19 protein-coding genes are annotated in these 19,741 nt (G+C 39.6%); 16 read left to right on the top strand and 3 right to left on the bottom strand.

The features are described 5' to 3' along the window. Nucleotides 1–14: 14 nt before the first annotated feature. Nucleotides 15–1,208 (bottom strand): cation diffusion facilitator family transporter, encoded by a 1,194-nt coding sequence (locus tag AXF18_RS00280; protein ID WP_049500645.1) that lies wholly within the window; start codon nt 1,206–1,208, stop codon nt 15–17. A gap of 156 nt (nt 1,209–1,364) precedes the next feature. Between AXF18_RS00280 and AXF18_RS00275 the strand changes: the two genes are divergently transcribed. From AXF18_RS00275 to yaaA, 7 genes are all read left to right on the top strand, one after another. Further along, nucleotides 1,365–2,975: a hypothetical protein gene (locus AXF18_RS00275; RefSeq protein ID WP_049500643.1), complete on the top strand. Its 1,611-nt coding sequence runs from the start codon at nt 1,365–1,367 to the stop codon at nt 2,973–2,975. A 1-nt stretch (nt 2,976) separates the two neighbouring features. Beyond that, on the top strand, nt 2,977–4,008 hold the full coding sequence (locus AXF18_RS00270) for an acyltransferase family protein (RefSeq protein ID WP_049500641.1): 1,032 nt from the start codon (nt 2,977–2,979) through the stop codon (nt 4,006–4,008). Continuing rightward, nucleotides 4,001–4,987, top strand: coding sequence for a glycosyltransferase family 2 protein (locus tag AXF18_RS00265; protein WP_049500638.1), 987 nt, complete (start codon nt 4,001–4,003; stop codon nt 4,985–4,987). Before AXF18_RS00270 ends, AXF18_RS00265 begins: the two co-directional genes overlap by 8 nt. 210 nt (nt 4,988–5,197) lie before the next feature. Next, nucleotides 5,198–7,894, top strand: a complete 2,697-nt coding sequence (locus AXF18_RS00260; RefSeq protein ID WP_049500636.1) for a cation-translocating P-type ATPase — start codon at nt 5,198–5,200, stop codon at nt 7,892–7,894. 104 nt (nt 7,895–7,998) lie between these two features. Continuing rightward, the gene (locus AXF18_RS00255) at nt 7,999–8,409 is read left to right on the top strand and encodes a peptide deformylase (RefSeq protein WP_049550533.1); all 411 of its coding nucleotides are present in this window, start codon (nt 7,999–8,001) and stop codon (nt 8,407–8,409) included. 11 nt (nt 8,410–8,420) lie between these two features. Next, nucleotides 8,421–10,016, top strand: coding sequence for a hypothetical protein (locus AXF18_RS00250; RefSeq protein WP_065371309.1), 1,596 nt, complete (start codon nt 8,421–8,423; stop codon nt 10,014–10,016). Between the two features lie 79 nt (nt 10,017–10,095). Continuing rightward, a complete protein-coding gene (gene yaaA, locus AXF18_RS00245; RefSeq protein ID WP_065371308.1) occupies nt 10,096–10,824 on the top strand; it encodes a peroxide stress protein YaaA in 729 nt (242 codons plus the stop codon). 31 nt (nt 10,825–10,855) lie between these two features. Here yaaA and AXF18_RS00240 read toward each other — a convergent pair whose 3' ends face one another. Then, a complete protein-coding gene (locus AXF18_RS00240; RefSeq protein WP_065371307.1) occupies nt 10,856–11,404 on the bottom strand; it encodes an NADPH-dependent FMN reductase in 549 nt (182 codons plus the stop codon). Between the two features lie 91 nt (nt 11,405–11,495). After that, on the bottom strand, nt 11,496–11,942 hold the full coding sequence (locus AXF18_RS00235) for a MarR family winged helix-turn-helix transcriptional regulator (RefSeq protein ID WP_065371306.1): 447 nt from the start codon (nt 11,940–11,942) through the stop codon (nt 11,496–11,498). A gap of 119 nt (nt 11,943–12,061) precedes the next feature. On the opposite strand from AXF18_RS00235, the gene AXF18_RS00230 reads away from it, so the two are divergent. The 9 genes from AXF18_RS00230 (at nt 12,062) to AXF18_RS00190 (ending at nt 19,657) form a co-directional block, all read left to right on the top strand. Continuing rightward, entirely contained in the window at nt 12,062–12,538 is a 477-nt protein-coding gene (locus tag AXF18_RS00230; protein WP_065371305.1) for a DUF5590 domain-containing protein, read from the top strand. Nucleotides 12,539–12,547: 9 nt separating this feature from the next. After that, entirely contained in the window at nt 12,548–13,726 is a 1,179-nt protein-coding gene (locus AXF18_RS00225) for a pyridoxal phosphate-dependent aminotransferase (protein WP_042902728.1), read from the top strand. Between the two features lie 149 nt (nt 13,727–13,875). Beyond that, on the top strand, nt 13,876–15,222 hold the full coding sequence (gene asnS, locus AXF18_RS00220; protein WP_172837212.1) for an asparagine--tRNA ligase: 1,347 nt from the start codon (nt 13,876–13,878) through the stop codon (nt 15,220–15,222). Between the two features lie 148 nt (nt 15,223–15,370). After that, on the top strand, nt 15,371–15,661 hold the full coding sequence (gene rpsF / locus AXF18_RS00215; RefSeq protein ID WP_001151782.1) for a 30S ribosomal protein S6: 291 nt from the start codon (nt 15,371–15,373) through the stop codon (nt 15,659–15,661). 11 nt (nt 15,662–15,672) lie between these two features. Continuing rightward, entirely contained in the window at nt 15,673–16,143 is a 471-nt protein-coding gene (gene ssbA, locus AXF18_RS00210; RefSeq protein WP_000609595.1) for a single-stranded DNA-binding protein SsbA, read from the top strand. A 31-nt stretch (nt 16,144–16,174) separates the two neighbouring features. Next, on the top strand, nt 16,175–16,414 hold the full coding sequence (rpsR, locus tag AXF18_RS00205) for a 30S ribosomal protein S18 (protein WP_000068664.1): 240 nt from the start codon (nt 16,175–16,177) through the stop codon (nt 16,412–16,414). Between the two features lie 362 nt (nt 16,415–16,776). Next, on the top strand, nt 16,777–17,286 hold the full coding sequence (locus AXF18_RS00200) for a GNAT family N-acetyltransferase (RefSeq protein ID WP_065371303.1): 510 nt from the start codon (nt 16,777–16,779) through the stop codon (nt 17,284–17,286). A gap of 437 nt (nt 17,287–17,723) precedes the next feature. Beyond that, the gene (gene wecB / locus AXF18_RS00195; protein ID WP_065371302.1) at nt 17,724–18,881 is read left to right on the top strand and encodes a non-hydrolyzing UDP-N-acetylglucosamine 2-epimerase; all 1,158 of its coding nucleotides are present in this window, start codon (nt 17,724–17,726) and stop codon (nt 18,879–18,881) included. Then, the gene (locus AXF18_RS00190; protein ID WP_065371301.1) at nt 18,878–19,657 is read left to right on the top strand and encodes a hypothetical protein; all 780 of its coding nucleotides are present in this window, start codon (nt 18,878–18,880) and stop codon (nt 19,655–19,657) included. The genes wecB and AXF18_RS00190 overlap by 4 nt, the downstream gene beginning before the upstream one ends. Nucleotides 19,658–19,741: the final 84 nt, after the last annotated feature.

Below are 19,741 nucleotides of genomic sequence, written 5' to 3'. Positions count from 1 at the left end.
TCCACTGGATAGGGTCACTGTTTGTCTTCTTTTTTAGTTTCCTGGTGGAAAGTATTTTGCCAAGTCTCATGGCGACGCCAGATACTGGTATGGACGATACCATCTAGCTCATAGCAAATGAGCTTGGTTTTCTGACTAATGGAAGTGATTTGAATATCCTTAATAGCAGCTTTAAGTTCTTTTTCGGCTTGATAAGCGACTTTATCCATCTGCTCTCCATCTTGACGGATATAGAGAAAGTCCTCAGCAAGGAGTTCTTCTAGCTGATTTCCTTGGTCAATCAATTGCTCACGCATGAGCAGTTTTTTATAGACATTGTCTAAAATCTCGTCCTCAGGTATGGGAGCTGGCTCGATATGGACATCGGTATCAAAGACTCCAAAACGCTCTTCCAGCATGGATTCGACCTGGTCCGCAATTTCGTGACTCTCATAGACTGATAAGTCGGGATTCATTTCTAAGGTGATATCAAGGTAGATATTGCTACCGTAGGTACGCCCTCTTTGGGACTTGACCTTACTAATCTTTGGAATCTCCATGATGGCCTTTTGGTAGTCCTCTAGCAGACGGTCATCAAAACCATCTGAAAGACTGAAGGAAGACTCGATAAAGATATCATAGGCTGTTTTTAAGATAAAGAAGGTGATGATGATAGCGACCAATTTATCCACGATAGGGTAATTGAAACTGCTGGCTAGGATAGCAATGGTCGTCCCAAGCGAGGTGACAGCATCGGAAAGATTGTCCTTAGCAGCTGCCTTGAGAGCCTTGGATTTGGATTTCTTACTGAGGCGTGTGTTATAGAGATAAACAGCAAACATGACCGCTGCTGAAATGATTCCTAGAATCGCTCCCAAAGGATCAATAGGTGTTTGTTCCCGACTAAGGATTTTCTGAATGGTGTCCCGAAGCACATCAAAACCAACATAGAACATGATGATGGAAGTAATCAAGCTAGCCAAATCTTCAATCTTCCAGTGACCAAAGCGATGGTCACGGTCTGCAGGTTGGCGGGCCATCCGAATCCCAATCAAGAGAGCAACGTTTCCAATGATGTCCGATACGTTGTTGAAACCATCTGCCACCAAACTGGAAGAATGCAGGAGGTGGCCAGTTGCCAATTTTGCAGCAGACAAGAGGAGGTAGGTCGAAATGCTGATAATGGCTCCGCGCTCTGCCAATTTGAGATTTGACATGGATTGGTTCATCGGACTTCCTTTCTAGGCATATAGTATTCTTACATTATACTGGTTTTCAAAGGAAAATTCAAACGATATAGGCTTACAAGATTGGAGGTAAGCTAGTTTTTTATAAGGAAATGTGGTAGAATTGAAGAGTAATATTTATTCGAAAGAGAGCTTGTAATGATAAATAAAAATATGGTCAGTAGGCTACTTAGCTTAAGTTTTTTATTTTTGCCATTTTTATTTTTTTATCTCTATATATCGATGAGAGGTTTTGAATATCCTGTAGTAGATGATATCATGGTGAATCAAACTATATTATCTGGGGATAATATGCTATTACCCTATGTAGGAATTTTATTATCTACAGGGTTGGTCTTTCTTCAAAAAATTTTTACTGATTGGAATATTTTTTTTATCTTTTTAGTTAGTATTTATTGTATTAGTTTTGGTGTCTATGCTATCTTTTTTTATAAGAAAAAACTGTATCTTTTGCTTCCAATTGTGTTTTTAGCCCAATTGATACTTATTAAATATTTTTCTTTTTCCGTTATCGCATATTTATCAGCTACAGCAGCAACTTTTTTACTATTTGACAAAAGGTACATTTCAGGACTATCACTATTGTTCATTGGTTTATCCATTCGACCTCAAATTATATCAAGCTTTATTTTACTGTTATTCCCTTTTCTGCTCTTTGAGTGGATATCTTCTAAAAAAAGAAAAGAAGTTGTTTTATTATTTAGCGTCATTTTACTGATTTTTGCTTCCAATAAACTATATACACTAGGGAAAGCTGACGTACAGGAGTATTTGACATGGAATGCCCTAAGTACGAATTTGAGAGATTATCCTGCTATTGATTATCAAAGACATGCGAATGAATTTGAAGCTTTGGGAGTAAGTGAGAATGATTTGAATGTCTCCACCTACTGGTTATTTGCTGAAAAAAAAGCCTTAAGCAATACTCTTTTAACAAACATTCAATCTGTTCGCTCCCTCTCAGAGAAATACTCGTTTAATCTGCCTCAGATGATATCAGATTTTTTTAAGAATAGTATACTGACAACCTTCTCTTTAGTACTGATTAGTTGGTTCTTGATTTTTAAGCCTAAGAAGCTATACGGATGGTTTGTACCGATTTCCCCCTTACTTTTAATTGGAGCTCTCTTTGTTAGACAGAGGGTAGTAGAGCGCGTATATATCCCTCTAATAGTATGTTTCTTATTAGTATTTATTTTTTATGCTCGATCATTTTATGAAAAAAGATGTTTATTTGATAAGAGGAAGGTGTTCCTTAGCTTACAAATAATGGGAATACTAGGAGGAGCAGTATGGATAAATCAGCTTGGACAAGAACTGTATTGGTTTCCCTATATTCAATCGTCAGTAGTCTCAGAGTACCAAAATCTTGTACAGAGGAATTCGGATAAACTTATTGTTTTTGGTGGATATGGCACTTTGGTTTCTTCACAGCCTACATTGTCAACTTTTAAATTAAGACCCAATCAGTTAGTGACAAATACAACTACATTAGGAAATTGGCAAACTTTTTCTCCTCATTATTATGAACAAATGAAACGATACGGAGTTGAAGAACCTGAAAATCTGTTGTCTTCTGCAATCAACAATCAGAATATTCTCTTCTTTTGGTCCACTTCCTCAGGGAATATGGATAGTGTTAAAAAAATTATGAAAGAACATTATCAGAAGGATGTTTACTTTGAGGAAGTTGAATCTGTCACTTCAGATATGAGCGTTTATCGTTTAAAATTAGGAACAGGAGGATAGTATGAAGAACCGAATTGGTTACATAGATATGTCTAAAGGTTTAGCAATTATATTAGTTATCATTGGACATAGTAGCTTCGTTCCAAACAATGCAAAGTTGCTTCTCTATTCATTCCACATACCGTTGTTCTTTTTCTTATCTGGTTTTACTTTGAATGTTAGAAAATACGAAACCTTCTCAGGCTATTGTTTAAATAAGGTAAAGAGTTTAGTTATTCCTTTTTTCTTGCTAAATAGTTTTGTTTTTCTGTTTCAACTTTTTGTTATGTACCCTGATCAGGTTCTGAGTTTTGATATTCTTCATTTTATAAAACAGTTACTGATTTCAGATCGTTTGCATATTTATTTTCAATTATGGTTTTTGAATGTGATGTTTTTGGCTCATGTTTTCAGTTACTTTATTTTAAAGAGAAGATGGAATTTGAGCCAGTGGGTGATAATAATCTTATCTCTCTTGGTTTTGGTCTATCTCGGACAGAAGGTATATGAGAGGGAGTATTATTTAATTTGGAATATTGATTTAGTTCCTGTTGCTCTGATTTTCATCTTGCTGGGAGTATGGACTAAGAATAATTTACATCAATTAGAAAAGTATTTTTCAATTTACCTTTTACCGATTGGACTTATTCTTACCAATTATAGCAGTAAACTAAACTATCGAGTGAGTGGCTATCAAATTGTTGATTTGTATTATCAGCAAATTGGGAATCATTTCTTATTTTACTTGGCAGCTATTTCAGGAATTTGGAGTGTTCTTATATTTTTTAAAACAATTCCAGAGAGTTCCATTTTGAAATCAATCGGCCAAAAAACGTTGATTTATTATGGAGTACATTCGCCGATAGTTCTGGTGTTAGTAGAAAAATTAGTTAAAGAATTGTCTACGAAATATACTGGAATTTTTGTTAATCAATATATAACGACAGTTTTTGTAGTTATATTAACAATTTTGGGCTGTGAATTGATAGTCAGGATGTTTAGAGGAACCAACTTTCCTTTTGGGATAAAAAGATTAGGAGAAAGAGATGAGTAGACACAAGCCAATTTTATATATCGTTGTTCCATGTTATAACGAAGAACAAGTCTTACCGCATACTAATCCAATGTTTGTTGAAAAAATTGAACAATTAATAAAGAAAGAAGAAATCCACTGCCATAGTAAAATTATGTATGTAAACGATGGTAGTAAGGATCGGACTTGGGAACTGATAGAAAGTTATGCTAAATCTATCCCTTCTGTGGTTGGTGTATCGCAAAGTCGTAACAGAGGTCATCAAAGTAGTGTACTTGCAGGTATGTATGAGGCCATTCAGTTTGCTGATATTGTCATTACTATTGATGCCGATGGACAAGATGATATCAATTGTATGGATAAAATGATTGAAGAATATAAAAGCGGTTCTGAAATTGTCTACGGTGTACGTGATAACCGTGATACGGACTCTGCTTTTAAACGAATTACAGCTGAAGGTTTTTATAAAGTTTTACGCCTATTCGGAGCAGAAGTCGTTTTTAATCATGCTGACTATCGATTGGTTTCTAAAAGATTCTTGAAGGAATTAGAAAAATTCCCTGAGGTCAATCTTTTTCTTCGTGGTTTAATGCCTTTAGTTGGCTTTAAATATTCTTACGTATCGTATAAGCGACATGAACGAATTGCTGGTGAGAGCCATTACCCACTGTCTAAAATGCTTGGTTTGGCTATGGATGGTATTACAAGTTTATCAATAAAACCGATTCGGTTGATTACAAGTCTTGGTGTTTTGACGTCACTCTTTAGTTTTCTATTGATTATTTGGGTTATATGGAGTAAGTTTGCTGGTACAGTCGTGGCTGGCTGGGCGAGCACCTATGCAATAGTTAGCTTACTTGGTGGAGTTCAATTGATTAGTTTGGGTGTAATTGGTGAGTATGTTGGAAAAATTTATCTGGAAACAAAACGTCGTCCTAGATATATTATCAGTGAACGTACTTTTGATTCAGAAAGTGTTTCATCTGATTTTAACCCTTGAAAACTTTTCAAATTTTGATATAATAGTACTACTCAAGGGAGTAGCTGGCAGAAACCTGTGATAGTGTCGTCATTCCGAATTGTATACTGAAAAGTATGTTTTCCGGCACTATCTTAAACAGCGAGACTTGTTATGATTAACAGGTCTCTTTTTGTTTGTCATAAAACTAAAAGAGAACTTGTTTTGCACACAATGTCAAGGAGGAGACACATGTCAAAAGAACAAAAACGCCAAGCGTTTTATACTCAAAGTCCTGAAGAGGTCTTGAAGTCGGTTGAAGCAACTGAGCAAGGTCTCTCGTCTAGCGAAGCACAGAAACGCCTAGCTGAATATGGACGCAATGAACTGGAAGAGGGTGAGAAAAAATCTCTCCTAGTCAAATTTATCGAGCAATTTAAGGATTTGATGATTATCATCCTAGTTGCTGCGGCTATCTTGTCAGTCGTAACTTCTGGTGGGGAAGATATCGCAGATGCCATCATTATCCTTGCTGTGGTTATCATCAACGCTGCCTTTGGTGTTTACCAAGAAGGAAAAGCAGAAGAAGCCATCGAAGCCCTCAAATCTATGTCTAGTCCAGCTGCTCGCGTTATTCGTGATGGACACATGGCTGAGATTGATTCCAAAGAATTGGTACCAGGTGATATCGTAGCTCTCGAAGCAGGTGATGTAGTGCCAGCAGACCTACGTTTGCTAGAAGCTAATTCTCTTAAAATCGAAGAAGCAGCTCTGACAGGTGAGTCTGTTCCAGTTGAAAAAGATTTGACTGTAGAACTCGCTGCAGATGCTGGTATTGGTGACCGTGTCAATATGGCCTTCCAAAACTCAAACGTGACCTACGGTCGTGGTCTTGGTGTTGTTGTCAATACAGGTATGTATACTGAAGTGGGTCATATCGCTGGCATGCTCCAAGATGCGGATGAGACAGATACGCCACTCAAACAAAACTTGAACAACCTTTCTAAGGTTTTGACCTATGCTATCTTGGTCATTGCCCTTGTTACTTTTGTTGTTGGTGTCTTCATTCAAGGAAAAAATCCACTTGGTGAGTTGATGACCTCTGTTGCGCTTGCTGTTGCAGCCGTTCCAGAAGGACTCCCAGCTATCGTGACGATCGTTCTTGCCCTTGGTACTCAAGTTTTGGCCAAACGAAACTCTATCGTTCGTAAGTTGCCAGCAGTCGAAACACTTGGTTCGACTGAAATCATCGCTTCTGATAAGACTGGTACACTTACCATGAACAAGATGACAGTCGAGAAAGTCTTCTATGACGCAGTCCTACATGACTCAGCTGATGAGATTGAACTTGGCTTGGACATGCCCCTACTTCGTTCTGTTGTCTTGGCCAACGATACCAAGATTGATGCTGAAGGAAACCTGATTGGGGATCCAACGGAAACAGCCTTCATCCAGTATGCCTTGGACAAGGGTTACGATGTTAAAGGGTTCTTAGAGAAATATCCTCGTGTAGCTGAATTACCGTTTGACTCAGATCGTAAACTCATGTCAACGGTTCATCCATTGCCAGATGGTAAATTCCTCGTGGCAGTCAAGGGGGCTCCAGATCAACTCTTGAAACGTTGTGTTGCTCGTGATAAGGCTGGAGATGTTGCTCCGATTGATGAGAAAGTCACTGAATTAATCCATACAAACAACTCGGAAATGGCTCACCAAGCCTTGCGTGTCCTTGCAGGTGCTTATAAGATTATAGATAGTATTCCAGAAAATCTTACTTCTGAAGAGCTTGAAAACAACTTGATCTTTACTGGTTTGATTGGGATGATTGACCCTGAGCGTGCCGAAGCGGCAGAAGCCGTTCGTGTCGCTAAGGAAGCGGGAATCCGTCCAATCATGATTACGGGTGACCACCAAGACACAGCAGAAGCTATTGCCAAACGTTTGGGAATTATCGATGAAAATGACTCGGAAGACCGTGTCTTGACTGGTGCTGAGCTTAACGAACTTTCTGATGAAGAATTTGAAAAAGTCGTTGGTCAATACTCTGTTTATGCGCGTGTATCTCCGGAGCACAAGGTTCGTATCGTGAAAGCTTGGCAAAACCAAGGTAAGGTCGTTGCCATGACAGGTGACGGTGTTAATGATGCGCCAGCTCTGAAAACAGCCGACATCGGTATCGGTATGGGAATCACTGGTACAGAGGTTTCTAAGGGAGCTTCTGACATGATTCTTGCGGATGATAACTTTGCGACCATTATCGTCGCAGTTGAAGAAGGACGTAAGGTCTTCTCAAATATTCAAAAGACCATTCAGTACTTACTTTCTGCCAATACTGCTGAAGTATTAACTATCTTCTTATCAACCTTGTTTGGTTGGGACGTCTTGCAGCCAGTTCATCTTTTGTGGATCAACTTGGTAACCGATACCTTCCCAGCTATCGCTCTTGGTGTTGAACCTGCTGAGCCAGGTGTTATGACCCACAAACCTCGTGGACGTAAGTCAAGCTTCTTCTCAGGTGGTGTTTTGAGTTCTATCATCTATCAAGGTGTACTCCAAGCAGCTATTGTTATGAGTGTTTATGGACTTGCAATTGCTTACCCAGTTCATGTGGGTGACAATCATGCCATTCATGCGGATGCCCTTACTATGGCCTTTGCAACCCTTGGTTTGATTCAACTATTCCATGCCTACAATGTCAAGTCTGTTTACCAATCCATCTTGACAGTTGGCCCATTCAAGTCTAAGACCTTTAACTGGTCCATCTTGGTATCCTTCATCCTTCTCATGGCAACAATCGTCGTAGAACCGCTTGAAGGTATCTTCCATGTTACCAAACTGGACTTGTCACAATGGGGTATTGTTCTAGCTGGAAGCTTCTCAATGATACTTATCGTCGAAATCGTTAAGTTTGTTCAACGTAAACTTGGTCTTGATAAGAATGCGATTTAAAAAGAAAGTCATCTTCGGATGACTTTTTTTGCATTTGAGGGAAAGGACTAGAAGTTGCCCCCTTTTGTGCTATAATAAAGTAAAGTTGTAAGGAGCGTAAGAGAATGGAAAAGAGAATTGTCCGAGATGTCTTATTCTTGTCGCAGGTCTCGAAACCTGCAAGTCAAGAAGACCTTTATCTGGCTAAGGATTTGCAGGATACCCTGCTGGCTAATCTAGAGACCTGTGTCGGTCTGGCGGCTAATATGATTGGTGTGCAGAAGCGCGTGATTATCTTTAATCTTGGTCTAGTTCCCATGGTTATGTTTAACCCCATTCTCCTTTCCTATAAAGGACCTTACGAGACAGAGGAAGGTTGTTTATCCTTGACAGGAGTGAGACCAACGACTCGTTATGAAACGATTACGGTTTCCTATCGTGATAGTAAGTGGCAGGAGCAGACCATTACGCTAACAGGTTTTCCAGCTCAGATCTGCCAACATGAACTGGATCATTTGGAAGGACGGATTATTTAGGAGGAACTCAGATGAAACGCATCCTTTTTGAACTTGTTTTGGTCGCGACGACCTGGTATATCTTTTTACCACCCTTCAATCTGACTAGCTGGGAATTCATCTTCTTTCTCTGTGGGCATCTAGTGGTGATGGGCATTTTGTTTAGTTTCCGCAAGGGTACCAATTTGGTCAAGACAGTTCACCTACGCCATGGCAAGGTTACCAACGAACTCAATCTAGAAGGATTTCTTTTTACCAAACTTAGTAGAGGATTGTTTCTGACTGCAGGTATCATCTTTGCACTCGCTGGTCTGGTAAGCCTAGTGACCTCTAGCTTTTTCCAAGCCAAAAATTATGCTAATGTGGTGTCTATCACAGAAAAAGATTTTAAAGATTTTCCTAAGAGTGATACCAGTAAGGTTCCAATCCTAGATCGGAGCACTGCAGAAAAGATTGGTGACCGTTACCTAGGCTCTCTGACGGATAAGGTCTCCCAGTACGTAGCAGCAGATACTTATACCCAGCTGACTGTTGATGGAAAGCCCTATCGGGTGACACCTTTAGAGTATGCCGACCCGATCAAATGGTTTAATAATCAGTCCAAGGGAATTGGTGAGTATATCAAGGTTGATATGGTGACAGGAAATGCGGAATTAGTGGATTTAAAAACGCCCATGAAGTATTCAGACTCTGAGTATTTTAATCGTGATGTCAAACGTCATCTTCGAATCAAGTACCCAACCAAGATTTTTAAAACGCCATCCTTTGAGGTGGATGATGAAGGCAATCCCTTCTATGTAGCAACCGTTTATCAAAAACAGTTTGGTCTAGGAGTTCCTCGTCCTTCATCTGTTATTATCTTAGATGCTACCAATGGAGAAACCAAGGAATACAGCTTGGATGAGGTGCCAGAATGGGTGGACCGTGTCTATCCAGCCGAAGAAACTATCGAACAAATCAACTACAACGGCAAGTATAAAGACGGCTTCTGGAATGCCTTGATTTCTAAGAAAAATGTTACCCAAACGACAGAGGGCTATAACTATCTTTCTATCGGAAATGACATTTATCTCTACACGGGAGTGACTTCAGCAAATGCTGACGAAAGTAATCTAGGATTTATCCTTGAAAATATGCGCACTGGTGAAATCACCAAGTACAATCTAGCTTCAGCAACTGAAGAATCAGCCCGTGCTTCCGCAGAAGGAGCAGTGCAAGAGAAGGCCTACAAGGCTACCTTCCCTATCCTTGTTAATCTCAATGACAAGCCTCTTTATATCATGGGCTTAAAGGACAATGCAGGCTTGGTCAAGGAATATGCATTGGTCGATGCCGTGGAGTACCAAAACGTCATCGTAGCAGCTACGGTAGATGAACTCCTCAGCAAATATGCCAATAAAAATGACCTAGAGTTGGATAATGAAACGGTAGAAAACATCAAGGGAGTGGTTTCAGATCTTAAATCAGCTGTCATCAAGGGGGATACCGTTTACTTCTTCAAAGTTGATGGCAAGATTTATAAGGTCAAGGCTTCCGTGTCAGACGACCTTCCTTACCTTGAAAATGGCCAATCCTTCGAAGGTCAAGTTGGAAAAGATAATTACCTCAAAACCTTTAAAGTGCAGTAAACAAAGAAACCTCGGTCTAAACCGAGGTTTTTAAGATGAAATTCTTGGTCGTGATTGAAAAATATGCTACACTAACAATATGAAAATTTTAATCCCAACAGCTAAAGATATGAACACAAACCTTCCTATTGTCGAAGCGCTCCCTTTGAGTGAAGAAAGTCAGGCAGTCCTTGACTCACTGGCGCACTACTCAGCTAGTGAATTAGAAAGTTTTTATAAGGTATCAGCCGAGAAAGCGGAAGAAGAGTACGCTCATATTCAAGCTCTAAAAGATCAGAGGGCTAAGAATTATCCAGCCCTGAAACTCTTTGATGGTCTCATGTATCGCCACATCAAACGAGATGGTTTAACCGAGGCTGAACAAACCTATCTTGAAAATCATGTTTTAATTACATCAGCTTTTTATGGCGTAGTTCCTGCCCTATCTCCCATGGCTCCTCACCGTTTGGACTTCTTGATGAAGTTAAAAGTGGCTGGAAAAACCCTAAAGAGTCATTGGAAATCAGCCTACGATGAAGCTTTGAGGGGTGAAGAAGTCATTTTTTCTCTCTTATCATCAGAGTTTGAAACTGTATTTTCTAAGGAAATCAGAGAAAAGATAGTGACCTTCAAATTTATGGAGGACAAGGCTGGGCAGTTGAAAATCCACTCAACCATTTCTAAGAAAGCGCGTGGGGCCTTTTTGACCGCCTTGATAGAAGGGCAAGTTCAAACTGTTGAACAAGCTCGCAAACTCAGTTTTGCAGGTTTTGATTATCGACCTGATTTATCAAGTGATTTAGAACTCGTCTTTGTGAAACAAGCATAAAACCAGCTCATTCGAGCTGGTTTTTGCTGGATTAGTTGATGGCTGTAAGAAGGTTGTCAGCTTGTTTGGCAAGTGATGAAGCAGTTGTTTCTTCTAACACCAATTTTCCGTCTGCCCAAGCAGAGTCATTGACACGTGCAGCAGTGAAATCACCAACGACTTGTGTGCGGATAAATGGCAAGAGGTCTTTATAAATAGCAAAGAGTTGATCGTGACCGGCATTGGCTACAGATGAGACAGTAACAAACTTGTCTTGGAGGGCAGAAGCACCACGTGTATCAGACAAGTCAATGGCACGCGAGAGCCAGTCAAGCAAGTTTTTCACTGTTCCAGGGATAGAGAAGTTGTAGACTGGAGAGAAAATCCAGATGGCATAGGCAGCAAGAACAGCTTCGCGAGCGGCAGCTACAGCTGGATGAGTTGGAACTTCAAGATCTTGGCTGAAGAGGGGAACAGCTGAGTAATCAAGATAGCTAACTTCAGCTTTTTCGGCAAGTGCTTTCTCAGCTTCAAGGGCCATTTGGTGGTTGAAAGAACCTTGGCGTAATGATCCGACGATAAATAGTACTTTTTTAGACATGATATGTCTCCTTTAGTTTAAAATTCAAAGAGCGAACTCTTTTGTTACCGTCTATGTTACAACAAATAATACTAATTAGCAATAATTTTGCTCACAAATTTTTAAATTTTTTTAAAATCCGAATCAAATCTTCCTTTTCCTCATCTTCCAAGATACTAAAAGCATCTACAATAAAGTTAATATGGTCAGGAAGAACCTCTTCAATTTTTTTGCGTCCAGCTGGTGTTAGTTTCAGGAAAAAAGAACGACGGTCTTTTGGGTCACAAGTTCTAGAAATCCAGCCATCTCGGACCATGTTTCGAATAACAACAGTCATGTTTCCAGAAGTGGCCAACATTTTTTCAATCAAATCCTGAATACGCAGTTCTCCCTTGCTATAGAGAGTTTCCAGAACGGAAAATTGAGTAGGGGTTAGTCCGTGTTCTTTGGCAGCCTTGGTTTCATAAGGTTTAAAACTTCGCATCGCTTTATTGAGAACGATAGCCGTTTTTAAGTCTAGTTGATTATCGGAAATTTTCTTTTTCAAATATTGTTTCATAAGGGTATTCTATCAATAAATAAATAGAAATACAAGAGGCATGGATTTTATAGGGAAATTATCTCAGAATGTTCCTGTCTTCACTTGTAATAAAGGAGGAGAGATGGTAAAATAGACGAGTGAAACTAAGACAGAAAAAAGCAAAAAACAAGCTACTTATACAATACGGAATCGGCATTTCTCTGGTGCTACTAGTGTTGACTGGATCCTTTCTTTACCTGATTTCCCTCAGCATGAAACCCTATCAAGATGCTAGAGTTGAGGGAGAAAAACTGGCCAAGCAGTATGCAGAATTGGAACAGGCAGATCAGGTTGATTTCTACAATGGTCTAGAGGGTTATTACAGTGTTCTGGGACATAATAAAAAGCAAGAGGCCATTGCCGTACTGATTGAAAAGAATGACCATAAGATTTATGTTTATCAGCTTGATAAGGGGATTTCTCAAGACAAGGCAGCGACGATTTCGAGGGAAAAAGGAGCTAGCGACATTGACAAAATCACCTTTGGTCGTTATCAGGACAAGCCGATTTGGGAAGTTAAGTCAGGAAACCAGTTCTATCTGGTCGACTTTGAAACAGGAGTAGTGATCCGATAAGGAGGGCATATGAAACTATCCAAACGTGTACTAGAAATGGAAGAAAGTGTCACTCTAGCCAGTGATGCAAGAGCCAAAGCATTAAAAGCTCAAGGAAAAGATGTTCTTTTCTTAACCTTGGGACAGCCAGATTTTCATACTCCTGAAAATATTCAGGATGCGGCGGTGGAAGCGATTCGTGACGGACGAGCTTCCTTTTATACAGTTGCTTCAGGCCTACCAGAGTTAAAAGCGGCGGTTAATACCTATTTTGAACGCTACTATGGGTATTCCGTAGCGGCTAACGAGGTTACCTTTGCCACTGGTGCCAAGTTCTCTCTCTACACCTTCTTTATGGCTGTGGTCAATCCAGGTGATGAGGTCATCATTCCTACACCATACTGGGTCAGCTATGGAGACCAGGTCAAGATGGCAGAAGGTGTGCCAGTCTTTGTCCAGGCAAAGGAAGACAATCACTTTAAAGTAACAGTAGAGCAGCTAGAAGCAGCTCGAACAGATAAGACCAAGGTCTTGGTTCTCAATTCGCCATCGAATCCGACCGGTATGATTTACTCTCGTGAGGAACTCATGGCTATTGGAAATTGGGCTGTTGCGCATGATGTCCTTATCCTAGCAGATGATATTTATGGCCGTTTGGTTTATAACGGGAACGAATTTGTTCCAATCTCTAGTCTGTCAGAAGACATTCGCAAGCAAACCATCGTAATTAACGGTGTATCTAAGGCCTATGCCATGACTGGTTGGCGGGTAGGTTATGCGGTGGGAAATCCTGAAATTATCGCTGCTATGAGCAAACTAACAGGACAAACGACTTCAAATCTGACAGCAGTGTCTCAATATGCTACCATTGAAGCCCTAACTGGACCGCAAGACTCTGTTGAAACCATGCGTCAAGCCTTTGAAGAACGTTTGAATACCATTTATCCACTCTTGTGCCAAGTGCCAGGATTCGAAGTTGTCAAGCCCCAAGGTGCCTTCTATCTCTTCCCAAATGTTAAAAAAGCGATGGAAATGAAGGGTTATACCGATGTGACAGAGTTTACAACAGCTATTCTCGAAGAAGTCGGACTGGCCTTGATTACAGGAGCTGGATTTGGAGCACCAGAAAATGTTCGTCTCAGCTATGCCACAGACTTGGATACCTTGAAAGAAGCTATTCGTCGTTTGCACCAGTTTATGGAAAAATAAAACTTAGAATCTTCGCCTTTTTGGCGAAGATTTTTTGTAACGAAAATCTCGCGAATTTTCTCTAGTCGAACCTAGCTATCGCAGTCTATTTATGGTAAAATAGTGGGTAATGATGTCTTCGGACAAGTTAAACGAAAAAAGGAAGATAGATTATGACAAAACGTGTAACAATCATCGAAGTAAAAGACTACGTTGGTCAAGAAGTGACCATCGGAGCCTGGGTTGCCAACAAATCAGGAAAAGGAAAAATTGCCTTCTTGCAATTGCGTGATGGAACAGCCTTCTTCCAAGGTGTAGCCTTTAAACCAAACTTTATTGAAAAATTTGGTGAAGAGGTAGGTCTTGAAAAATTTGACACAATCAAACGCTTGAGCCAAGAAACTTCTGTTTATGTGACAGGAATTGTCAAAGAAGACGAACGTTCTAAGTTTGGTTATGAGCTCGATATTACAGACATCGAAGTGATCGGTGAATCTCAAGACTACCCAATCACACCAAAAGAACACGGAACTGACTTCTTGATGGACAACCGTCACTTATGGCTCCGCTCTCGTAAGCAAGTAGCGGTTATGCAAATCCGTAACGCGATTATCTATGCGACTTATGAGTTTTTCGACAAGAACGGCTTCATGAAGTTTGATAGCCCAATTCTTTCAGGAAATGCAGCAGAAGATTCAACAGAACTCTTTGAAACAGATTACTTTGGAACGCCAGCCTACTTGAGTCAATCAGGTCAGCTTTACCTAGAAGCAGGAGCTATGGCTCTTGGCCGTGTCTTTGACTTTGGTCCAGTATTCCGTGCTGAAAAATCAAAAACGCGCCGTCACTTGACTGAGTTCTGGATGATGGATGCTGAGTACTCCTACTTGACACACGATGAGTCACTTGACTTGCAAGAAGCGTATGTAAAAGCCCTTCTTCAGGGTGTTCTTGATCGTGCGCCTCAAGCCTTGGAAACCTTGGAACGTGATACAGAGCTCTTGAAACGCTACATTGCTGAGCCATTTAAACGCATCACTTACGATCAAGCCATTGACCTCTTGCAAGAGCATGAAAATGATGAAGATGCTGACTACGAGCATTTGGAACATGGAGATGACTTCGGTTCACCACACGAAACATGGATTTCAAACCACTTTGGTGTGCCAACATTTGTCATGAACTACCCAGCAGCTATCAAGGCCTTCTACATGAAACCAGTTCCTGGAAATCCAGATCGCGTGCTTTGTGCGGACTTGCTCGCTCCAGAAGGTTACGGAGAAATCATCGGTGGTTCTATGCGTGAGGAAGACTACGATGCCCTTGTGTCTAAGATGGAAGAACTTGGCATGGATCGTACAGAGTATGAATTCTACCTTGACCTTCGTAAATACGGTACAGTACCACACGGAGGATTTGGTATCGGTATCGAGCGTATGGTAACCTTCGCAGCAGGTACAAAACACATCCGTGAAGCCATTCCATTCCCACGTATGTTACACCGTATCAAACCATAAACTAGTAAAAAGAAGATGTTTTCATCTTCTTTTTTCACTTTTATCTTGCTATCTATCAGTTTTTCTAGTATAATAGTTTATTGTGAGCAAACCTCACTTACCCCTTGCAAAGACTAGGGGTCATTAGACCAAAAGGAGGAACATATCAATGGCTAAATACGAAATTCTTTATATCATTCGTCCAAACATTGAAGAAGAAGCGAAAAACGCTTTGGTAGCACGTTTTGACTCTATCTTGACTGACAACGGTGCAACTGTTGTTGAATCAAAATCATGGGAAAAACGTCGTCTTGCATACGAAATCCAAGATTTCCGTGAAGGACTTTACCACATCGTTAACGTTGAAGCAAACGACGACGCAGCTCTTAAAGAGTTTGACCGTCTTTCAAAAATCAACGCTGACATTCTTCGTCACATGATCGTCAAACTTGACGCGTAAGAAGGTAAATTATGATTAACAATGTTGTACTTGTAGGGCGTATGACACGTGACGCTGAGTTGCGTTATACCCCATCAAATGTAGCAGTTGCGACTTTTACTCTTGCAGTAAACCGTACATTTAAGAGTCAAAATGGTGAACGTGAGGCTGATTTCATCAATGTCGTTATGTGGCGCCAACAGGCTGAAAATCTTGCCAACTGGGCTAAAAAAGGCTCTCTTATCGGGATCACAGGCCGTATCCAGACTCGTAGTTACGATAACCAGCAAGGACAACGTGTCTACGTAACAGAAGTCGTGGCTGAGAATTTCCAAATGTTGGAAAGCCGCGGAGTGCGCGAAGGACATTCAGGTGGAGCCTATTCTGCACCAACTGCTGGTCAATCAGCACCTGCAAACCCAGTACCAGACTTTTCACGTTCTGAAAATCCATTTGGAGCAACCAATCCATTGGACATTTCAGATGATGATTTACCATTCTAATGGACAATTAATACTATAAAGGAGAAAAAACATGGCTCAACAACGTCGTGGCGGATTCAAACGCCGTAAAAAAGTTGATTACATCGCAGCAAACAAAATTGAATATGTTGATTACAAAGATACTGAACTTCTTAGCCGTTTCGTTTCAGAACGTGGGAAAATCCTTCCACGTCGTGTAACAGGAACTTCAGCTAAAAACCAACGTAAAGTAACAACAGCTATCAAACGCGCACGCGTAATGGCTTTGATGCCTTTCGTAAACGAAGATTAAAAAAGAGGTCCGGGTGGACCTCTTTTTCATGAGCTCGTAAATAAGAAAGCGAATTAAGACCCCAACGGGTCTTTTTTTCACGAGCTTTGAAATGAGAGAGCGAGTTGAGGTCCGGGTGGACCTCTTTTTCATGAGCTCGTAAATAAGAAAGCGAATTAAGATCCTTACGGGTCTTTTTTTCACGAGCTTTGAAATGAGAAGGCGAGTTCAGTCTGGGTGGACCTCTTTTTCAGATTTTTATAGGATTTTGTTAGAAAGGATTTCCTGTTGACATAGTAAGATTCTTTTGTCTTACTAGGTTTTTTCTTTTAATCTTTATTATCGTGCTATAATGGTAGAAGAAAGCTATAAAGGAGCAACTTATGAAGACGACATGTTCAATTAGAAAAATGCAAGAATCTGACATACAAGATCTATCTCGAGGATTTATCAGCCAAGGTTGGCCAAGTAGAGAGGAGATTTTAACTCGATACTTTAAGGAACAAGAAAGTGGGGAGAGAGAAGTTTTAGTTGCAGAGGTTGAGGGTGCTGTAGCGGGTTACATTACGATTTTACCCGATGCTAAGCAGGGTCCCTTTGATGGAATGGCTCCAGAACTTTCAGATTTCAATGTTTTTGAGCCCTTTCAAAATCAAGGTATTGGAAATCTCTTGCTGGAAGAAGCAGAAAAACGAGTTAGGCTCATATCGGATAAGGTGACCCTTGGTGTTGGGCTCCATTCAGGGTATGGACCTGCCCAGAGATTGTACATCAAACGAGGCTATATTCCAGATGGGACGGGTGTTTGGTATCAGAACCATCAACCGGCCATGAATGCGGTTTGTGAAGATATCGGAGAATTGGTCTTGTATCTGTCGAAAAATTTGTTTTAAGACAGATTTTATAAGATTTAAATTTTAAATATAGTAAACAATCACAGTCCCTTTTTCATTCGAAAAAGGGATTTTTTGTTTGAAATTATTTGTTTTATTCCTCGAAGTGGTAAAATATAATTGTTTGAAATATCAAGATAAAAATAAATATCGAAAAAAACATATAAGGTTTAGTTTTTTAAAATACGGATTATTTTGAAAAAGTCTTAAAATTTCCTAAAATAAGGCTTTTTAAAGGTTGTAAATAAAATTGTTACAAAAAGGTTACAAATTGTTAAAAATCAATTAAATGCAATAGTATACTTTAATAATAAATTGACATTTAGATTAATAGGCGGTAATATAATTATGATGCTCAAATTAATTGATTTGAGAAATAATTGGATATAGTGATTAATATCATGTATCAAATATTATTGTAACAAAAGGATACTATAATGAAAAAACTGAAAGTGATGGTTGTTTTTGGGACACGACCAGAAGCTGTTAAAATGGCCCCTTTAGTGTTGGAATTGCAAAAACATAGTGACAGCATTGAGACGATTACAGTTGTGACAGCTCAGCACCGTCAAATGCTTGATCAAGTTCTTGAAACGTTTAGCATCGAGCCACATTATGACCTGGATATTATGGGGAAAAATCAATCCCTTTTAGATATTACTGGAAAAATTTTAGAAAAGTTTGATCCAGTTGTTAAGCAAGAACTTCCAGATATAATTCTTGTTCATGGAGATACAACGACAACTTTTGCAGCAAGTTTAGTTGCTTTCTATAATCAGGTACGTATCGGCCACGTTGAAGCTGGTCTAAGGACCTTTGATAAATATTCTCCTTTCCCAGAAGAGATGAATCGTCAGATGACAGATAGTCTTGCGGATCTCTATTTTGCTCCAACTAGTGAGAGTAAAGAAAATCTCCTCAAGGAAAATCACCCTGAGTCTGCTATTGTCATTACGGGAAATACAGCCATTGATGCCTTGAAACTAACCGTTCAATCGGATTACTATCATAAAGTTCTGGATCAATTGGAACCAGATAAGAAACTTGTATTGGTAACCATGCACCGTCGTGAGAATCAAGGTCAACCAATGAGAAATGTCTTTGCAGCTTTACGTGAGATGGTAGATCTCCATCAGGAAATTGAAGTTGTCTATCCTGTTCACCTTAGCCCTGTCGTTCAAGAAGCAGCAAAAGATATACTGGCTGGGCACAATCGTATTCATTTGATTGAACCTTTAGATGTACTTGATTTTCATAATTTGGCTTCAAGAAGCTATTTTATCATGACCGACTCTGGCGGTGTTCAGGAAGAAGCGCCTTCTCTCGGAAAACCTGTCCTTGTCCTTCGTGACACGACGGAACGTCCAGAAGGAGTACGTGCGGGTACTTTGAAGCTAGTTGGTACAGATCCAGTCTGTGTGAAAGAAGCGATGACCGAACTCTTAACAGATGAAACTGTCTATAGACAAATGTCTCAGGCACCAAATCCTTATGGAGATGGAAATGCATCAGAAAGAATTGTACAGACTATTAAACATTATTTTGGCTTTGGTGAATCTGCATCAGAGTTTCAAGAAGGGGCTAGGACAAAATGAAAAATTGGTATAGATTTAGAAACTGGTTTCTGACTTTGCTTGGATGTGAGCTTCTTTTGTTGGTACTTTGCTTTTTCTATGCTCGAACTATTATTTTAGAGCAACTATTGTTTTTTGCCTTAGCCTTATTTTCGGTTTTAGTTTTATCTGATTTACTCCTTGCTTGGACACTTATCTTATCTTTTGGATTGGGAGTCATTGTTTTAATAGCAGGTGTAGTTTTCATCCCTAATTCTTCAGTTCTGCTTTTATTAATCAGTTTTCCAACATTGCTTGGTATTCTAATGAATGTTCGACATTATTTATTAAAAATGGCTTCAAAGGTTCAGGATCAAGAAGATGATGCCAAATCAGATTATCATTCTATGGTAAATAAACAAAGTGAATTTGTGCTACAGTCAGTACTAATTCATTGGTCGCATGAGGACCTATTTTTTCAGATAAATCCGAGAGAATATAATCGCATGTTAGTTCGTATTCAAGAAATAATTGCTCAAAAACTAAGTTACAATGATAAACTTTACTATCTTTCGGAGGGGAATTTTATTATATTATCTCATGATAGTCAGATTTCTTTACAGGAATTTTGTTTGAATAATATAGTGAAGGATCTAGAGGCTTTGCATTTCCATGGAAAAAATGGAATGCAAGAGATTCAATTTCAATTAGGTTACTTAGTGGTTGACTCGCAAAATAAAAGTAAGTATCAAAATTACTCTGATTTAGTGAGCTATTTGAAACGTCAATTAGAGACGGATATAATTGTAGAATATTAGGAGGGGAAATGACTCTAACAGACCTATTTTTCAGAATTGCTTTGGGAGTGAGTTTCTTTTTTGGAATTTGTTTTGCCATACTAT

Source organism: Streptococcus sp. oral taxon 064 (assembly GCF_001683375.1).
Lineage (GTDB): Bacteria > Bacillota > Bacilli > Lactobacillales > Streptococcaceae > Streptococcus > Streptococcus oralis_S.
The sequence above is the reverse complement of the archived record's forward strand: the minus strand, read 5'-3'. Positions and strand labels throughout refer to the sequence as shown.

Coding starts and splice junctions, on each gene's coding strand:
- AXF18_RS00280 (WP_049500645.1), bottom strand. CDS start 1,208: ATGAACCAATCCATGTCAAATCTCAAATTGGCAGAGCGCGGAGCCATT.
- AXF18_RS00275 (WP_049500643.1), top strand. CDS start 1,365: ATGATAAATAAAAATATGGTCAGTAGGCTACTTAGCTTAAGTTTTTTA.
- AXF18_RS00270 (WP_049500641.1), top strand. CDS start 2,977: ATGAAGAACCGAATTGGTTACATAGATATGTCTAAAGGTTTAGCAATT.
- AXF18_RS00265 (WP_049500638.1), top strand. CDS start 4,001: ATGAGTAGACACAAGCCAATTTTATATATCGTTGTTCCATGTTATAAC.
- AXF18_RS00260 (WP_049500636.1), top strand. CDS start 5,198: ATGTCAAAAGAACAAAAACGCCAAGCGTTTTATACTCAAAGTCCTGAA.
- AXF18_RS00255 (WP_049550533.1), top strand. CDS start 7,999: ATGGAAAAGAGAATTGTCCGAGATGTCTTATTCTTGTCGCAGGTCTCG.
- AXF18_RS00250 (WP_065371309.1), top strand. CDS start 8,421: ATGAAACGCATCCTTTTTGAACTTGTTTTGGTCGCGACGACCTGGTAT.
- yaaA (WP_065371308.1), top strand. CDS start 10,096: ATGAAAATTTTAATCCCAACAGCTAAAGATATGAACACAAACCTTCCT.
- AXF18_RS00240 (WP_065371307.1), bottom strand. CDS start 11,404: ATGTCTAAAAAAGTACTATTTATCGTCGGATCATTACGCCAAGGTTCT.
- AXF18_RS00235 (WP_065371306.1), bottom strand. CDS start 11,942: ATGAAACAATATTTGAAAAAGAAAATTTCCGATAATCAACTAGACTTA.
- AXF18_RS00225 (WP_042902728.1), top strand. CDS start 12,548: ATGAAACTATCCAAACGTGTACTAGAAATGGAAGAAAGTGTCACTCTA.
- rpsF (WP_001151782.1), top strand. CDS start 15,371: ATGGCTAAATACGAAATTCTTTATATCATTCGTCCAAACATTGAAGAA.
- ssbA (WP_000609595.1), top strand. CDS start 15,673: ATGATTAACAATGTTGTACTTGTAGGGCGTATGACACGTGACGCTGAG.
- rpsR (WP_000068664.1), top strand. CDS start 16,175: ATGGCTCAACAACGTCGTGGCGGATTCAAACGCCGTAAAAAAGTTGAT.
- AXF18_RS00200 (WP_065371303.1), top strand. CDS start 16,777: ATGAAGACGACATGTTCAATTAGAAAAATGCAAGAATCTGACATACAA.
- wecB (WP_065371302.1), top strand. CDS start 17,724: ATGAAAAAACTGAAAGTGATGGTTGTTTTTGGGACACGACCAGAAGCT.
- AXF18_RS00190 (WP_065371301.1), top strand. CDS start 18,878: ATGAAAAATTGGTATAGATTTAGAAACTGGTTTCTGACTTTGCTTGGA.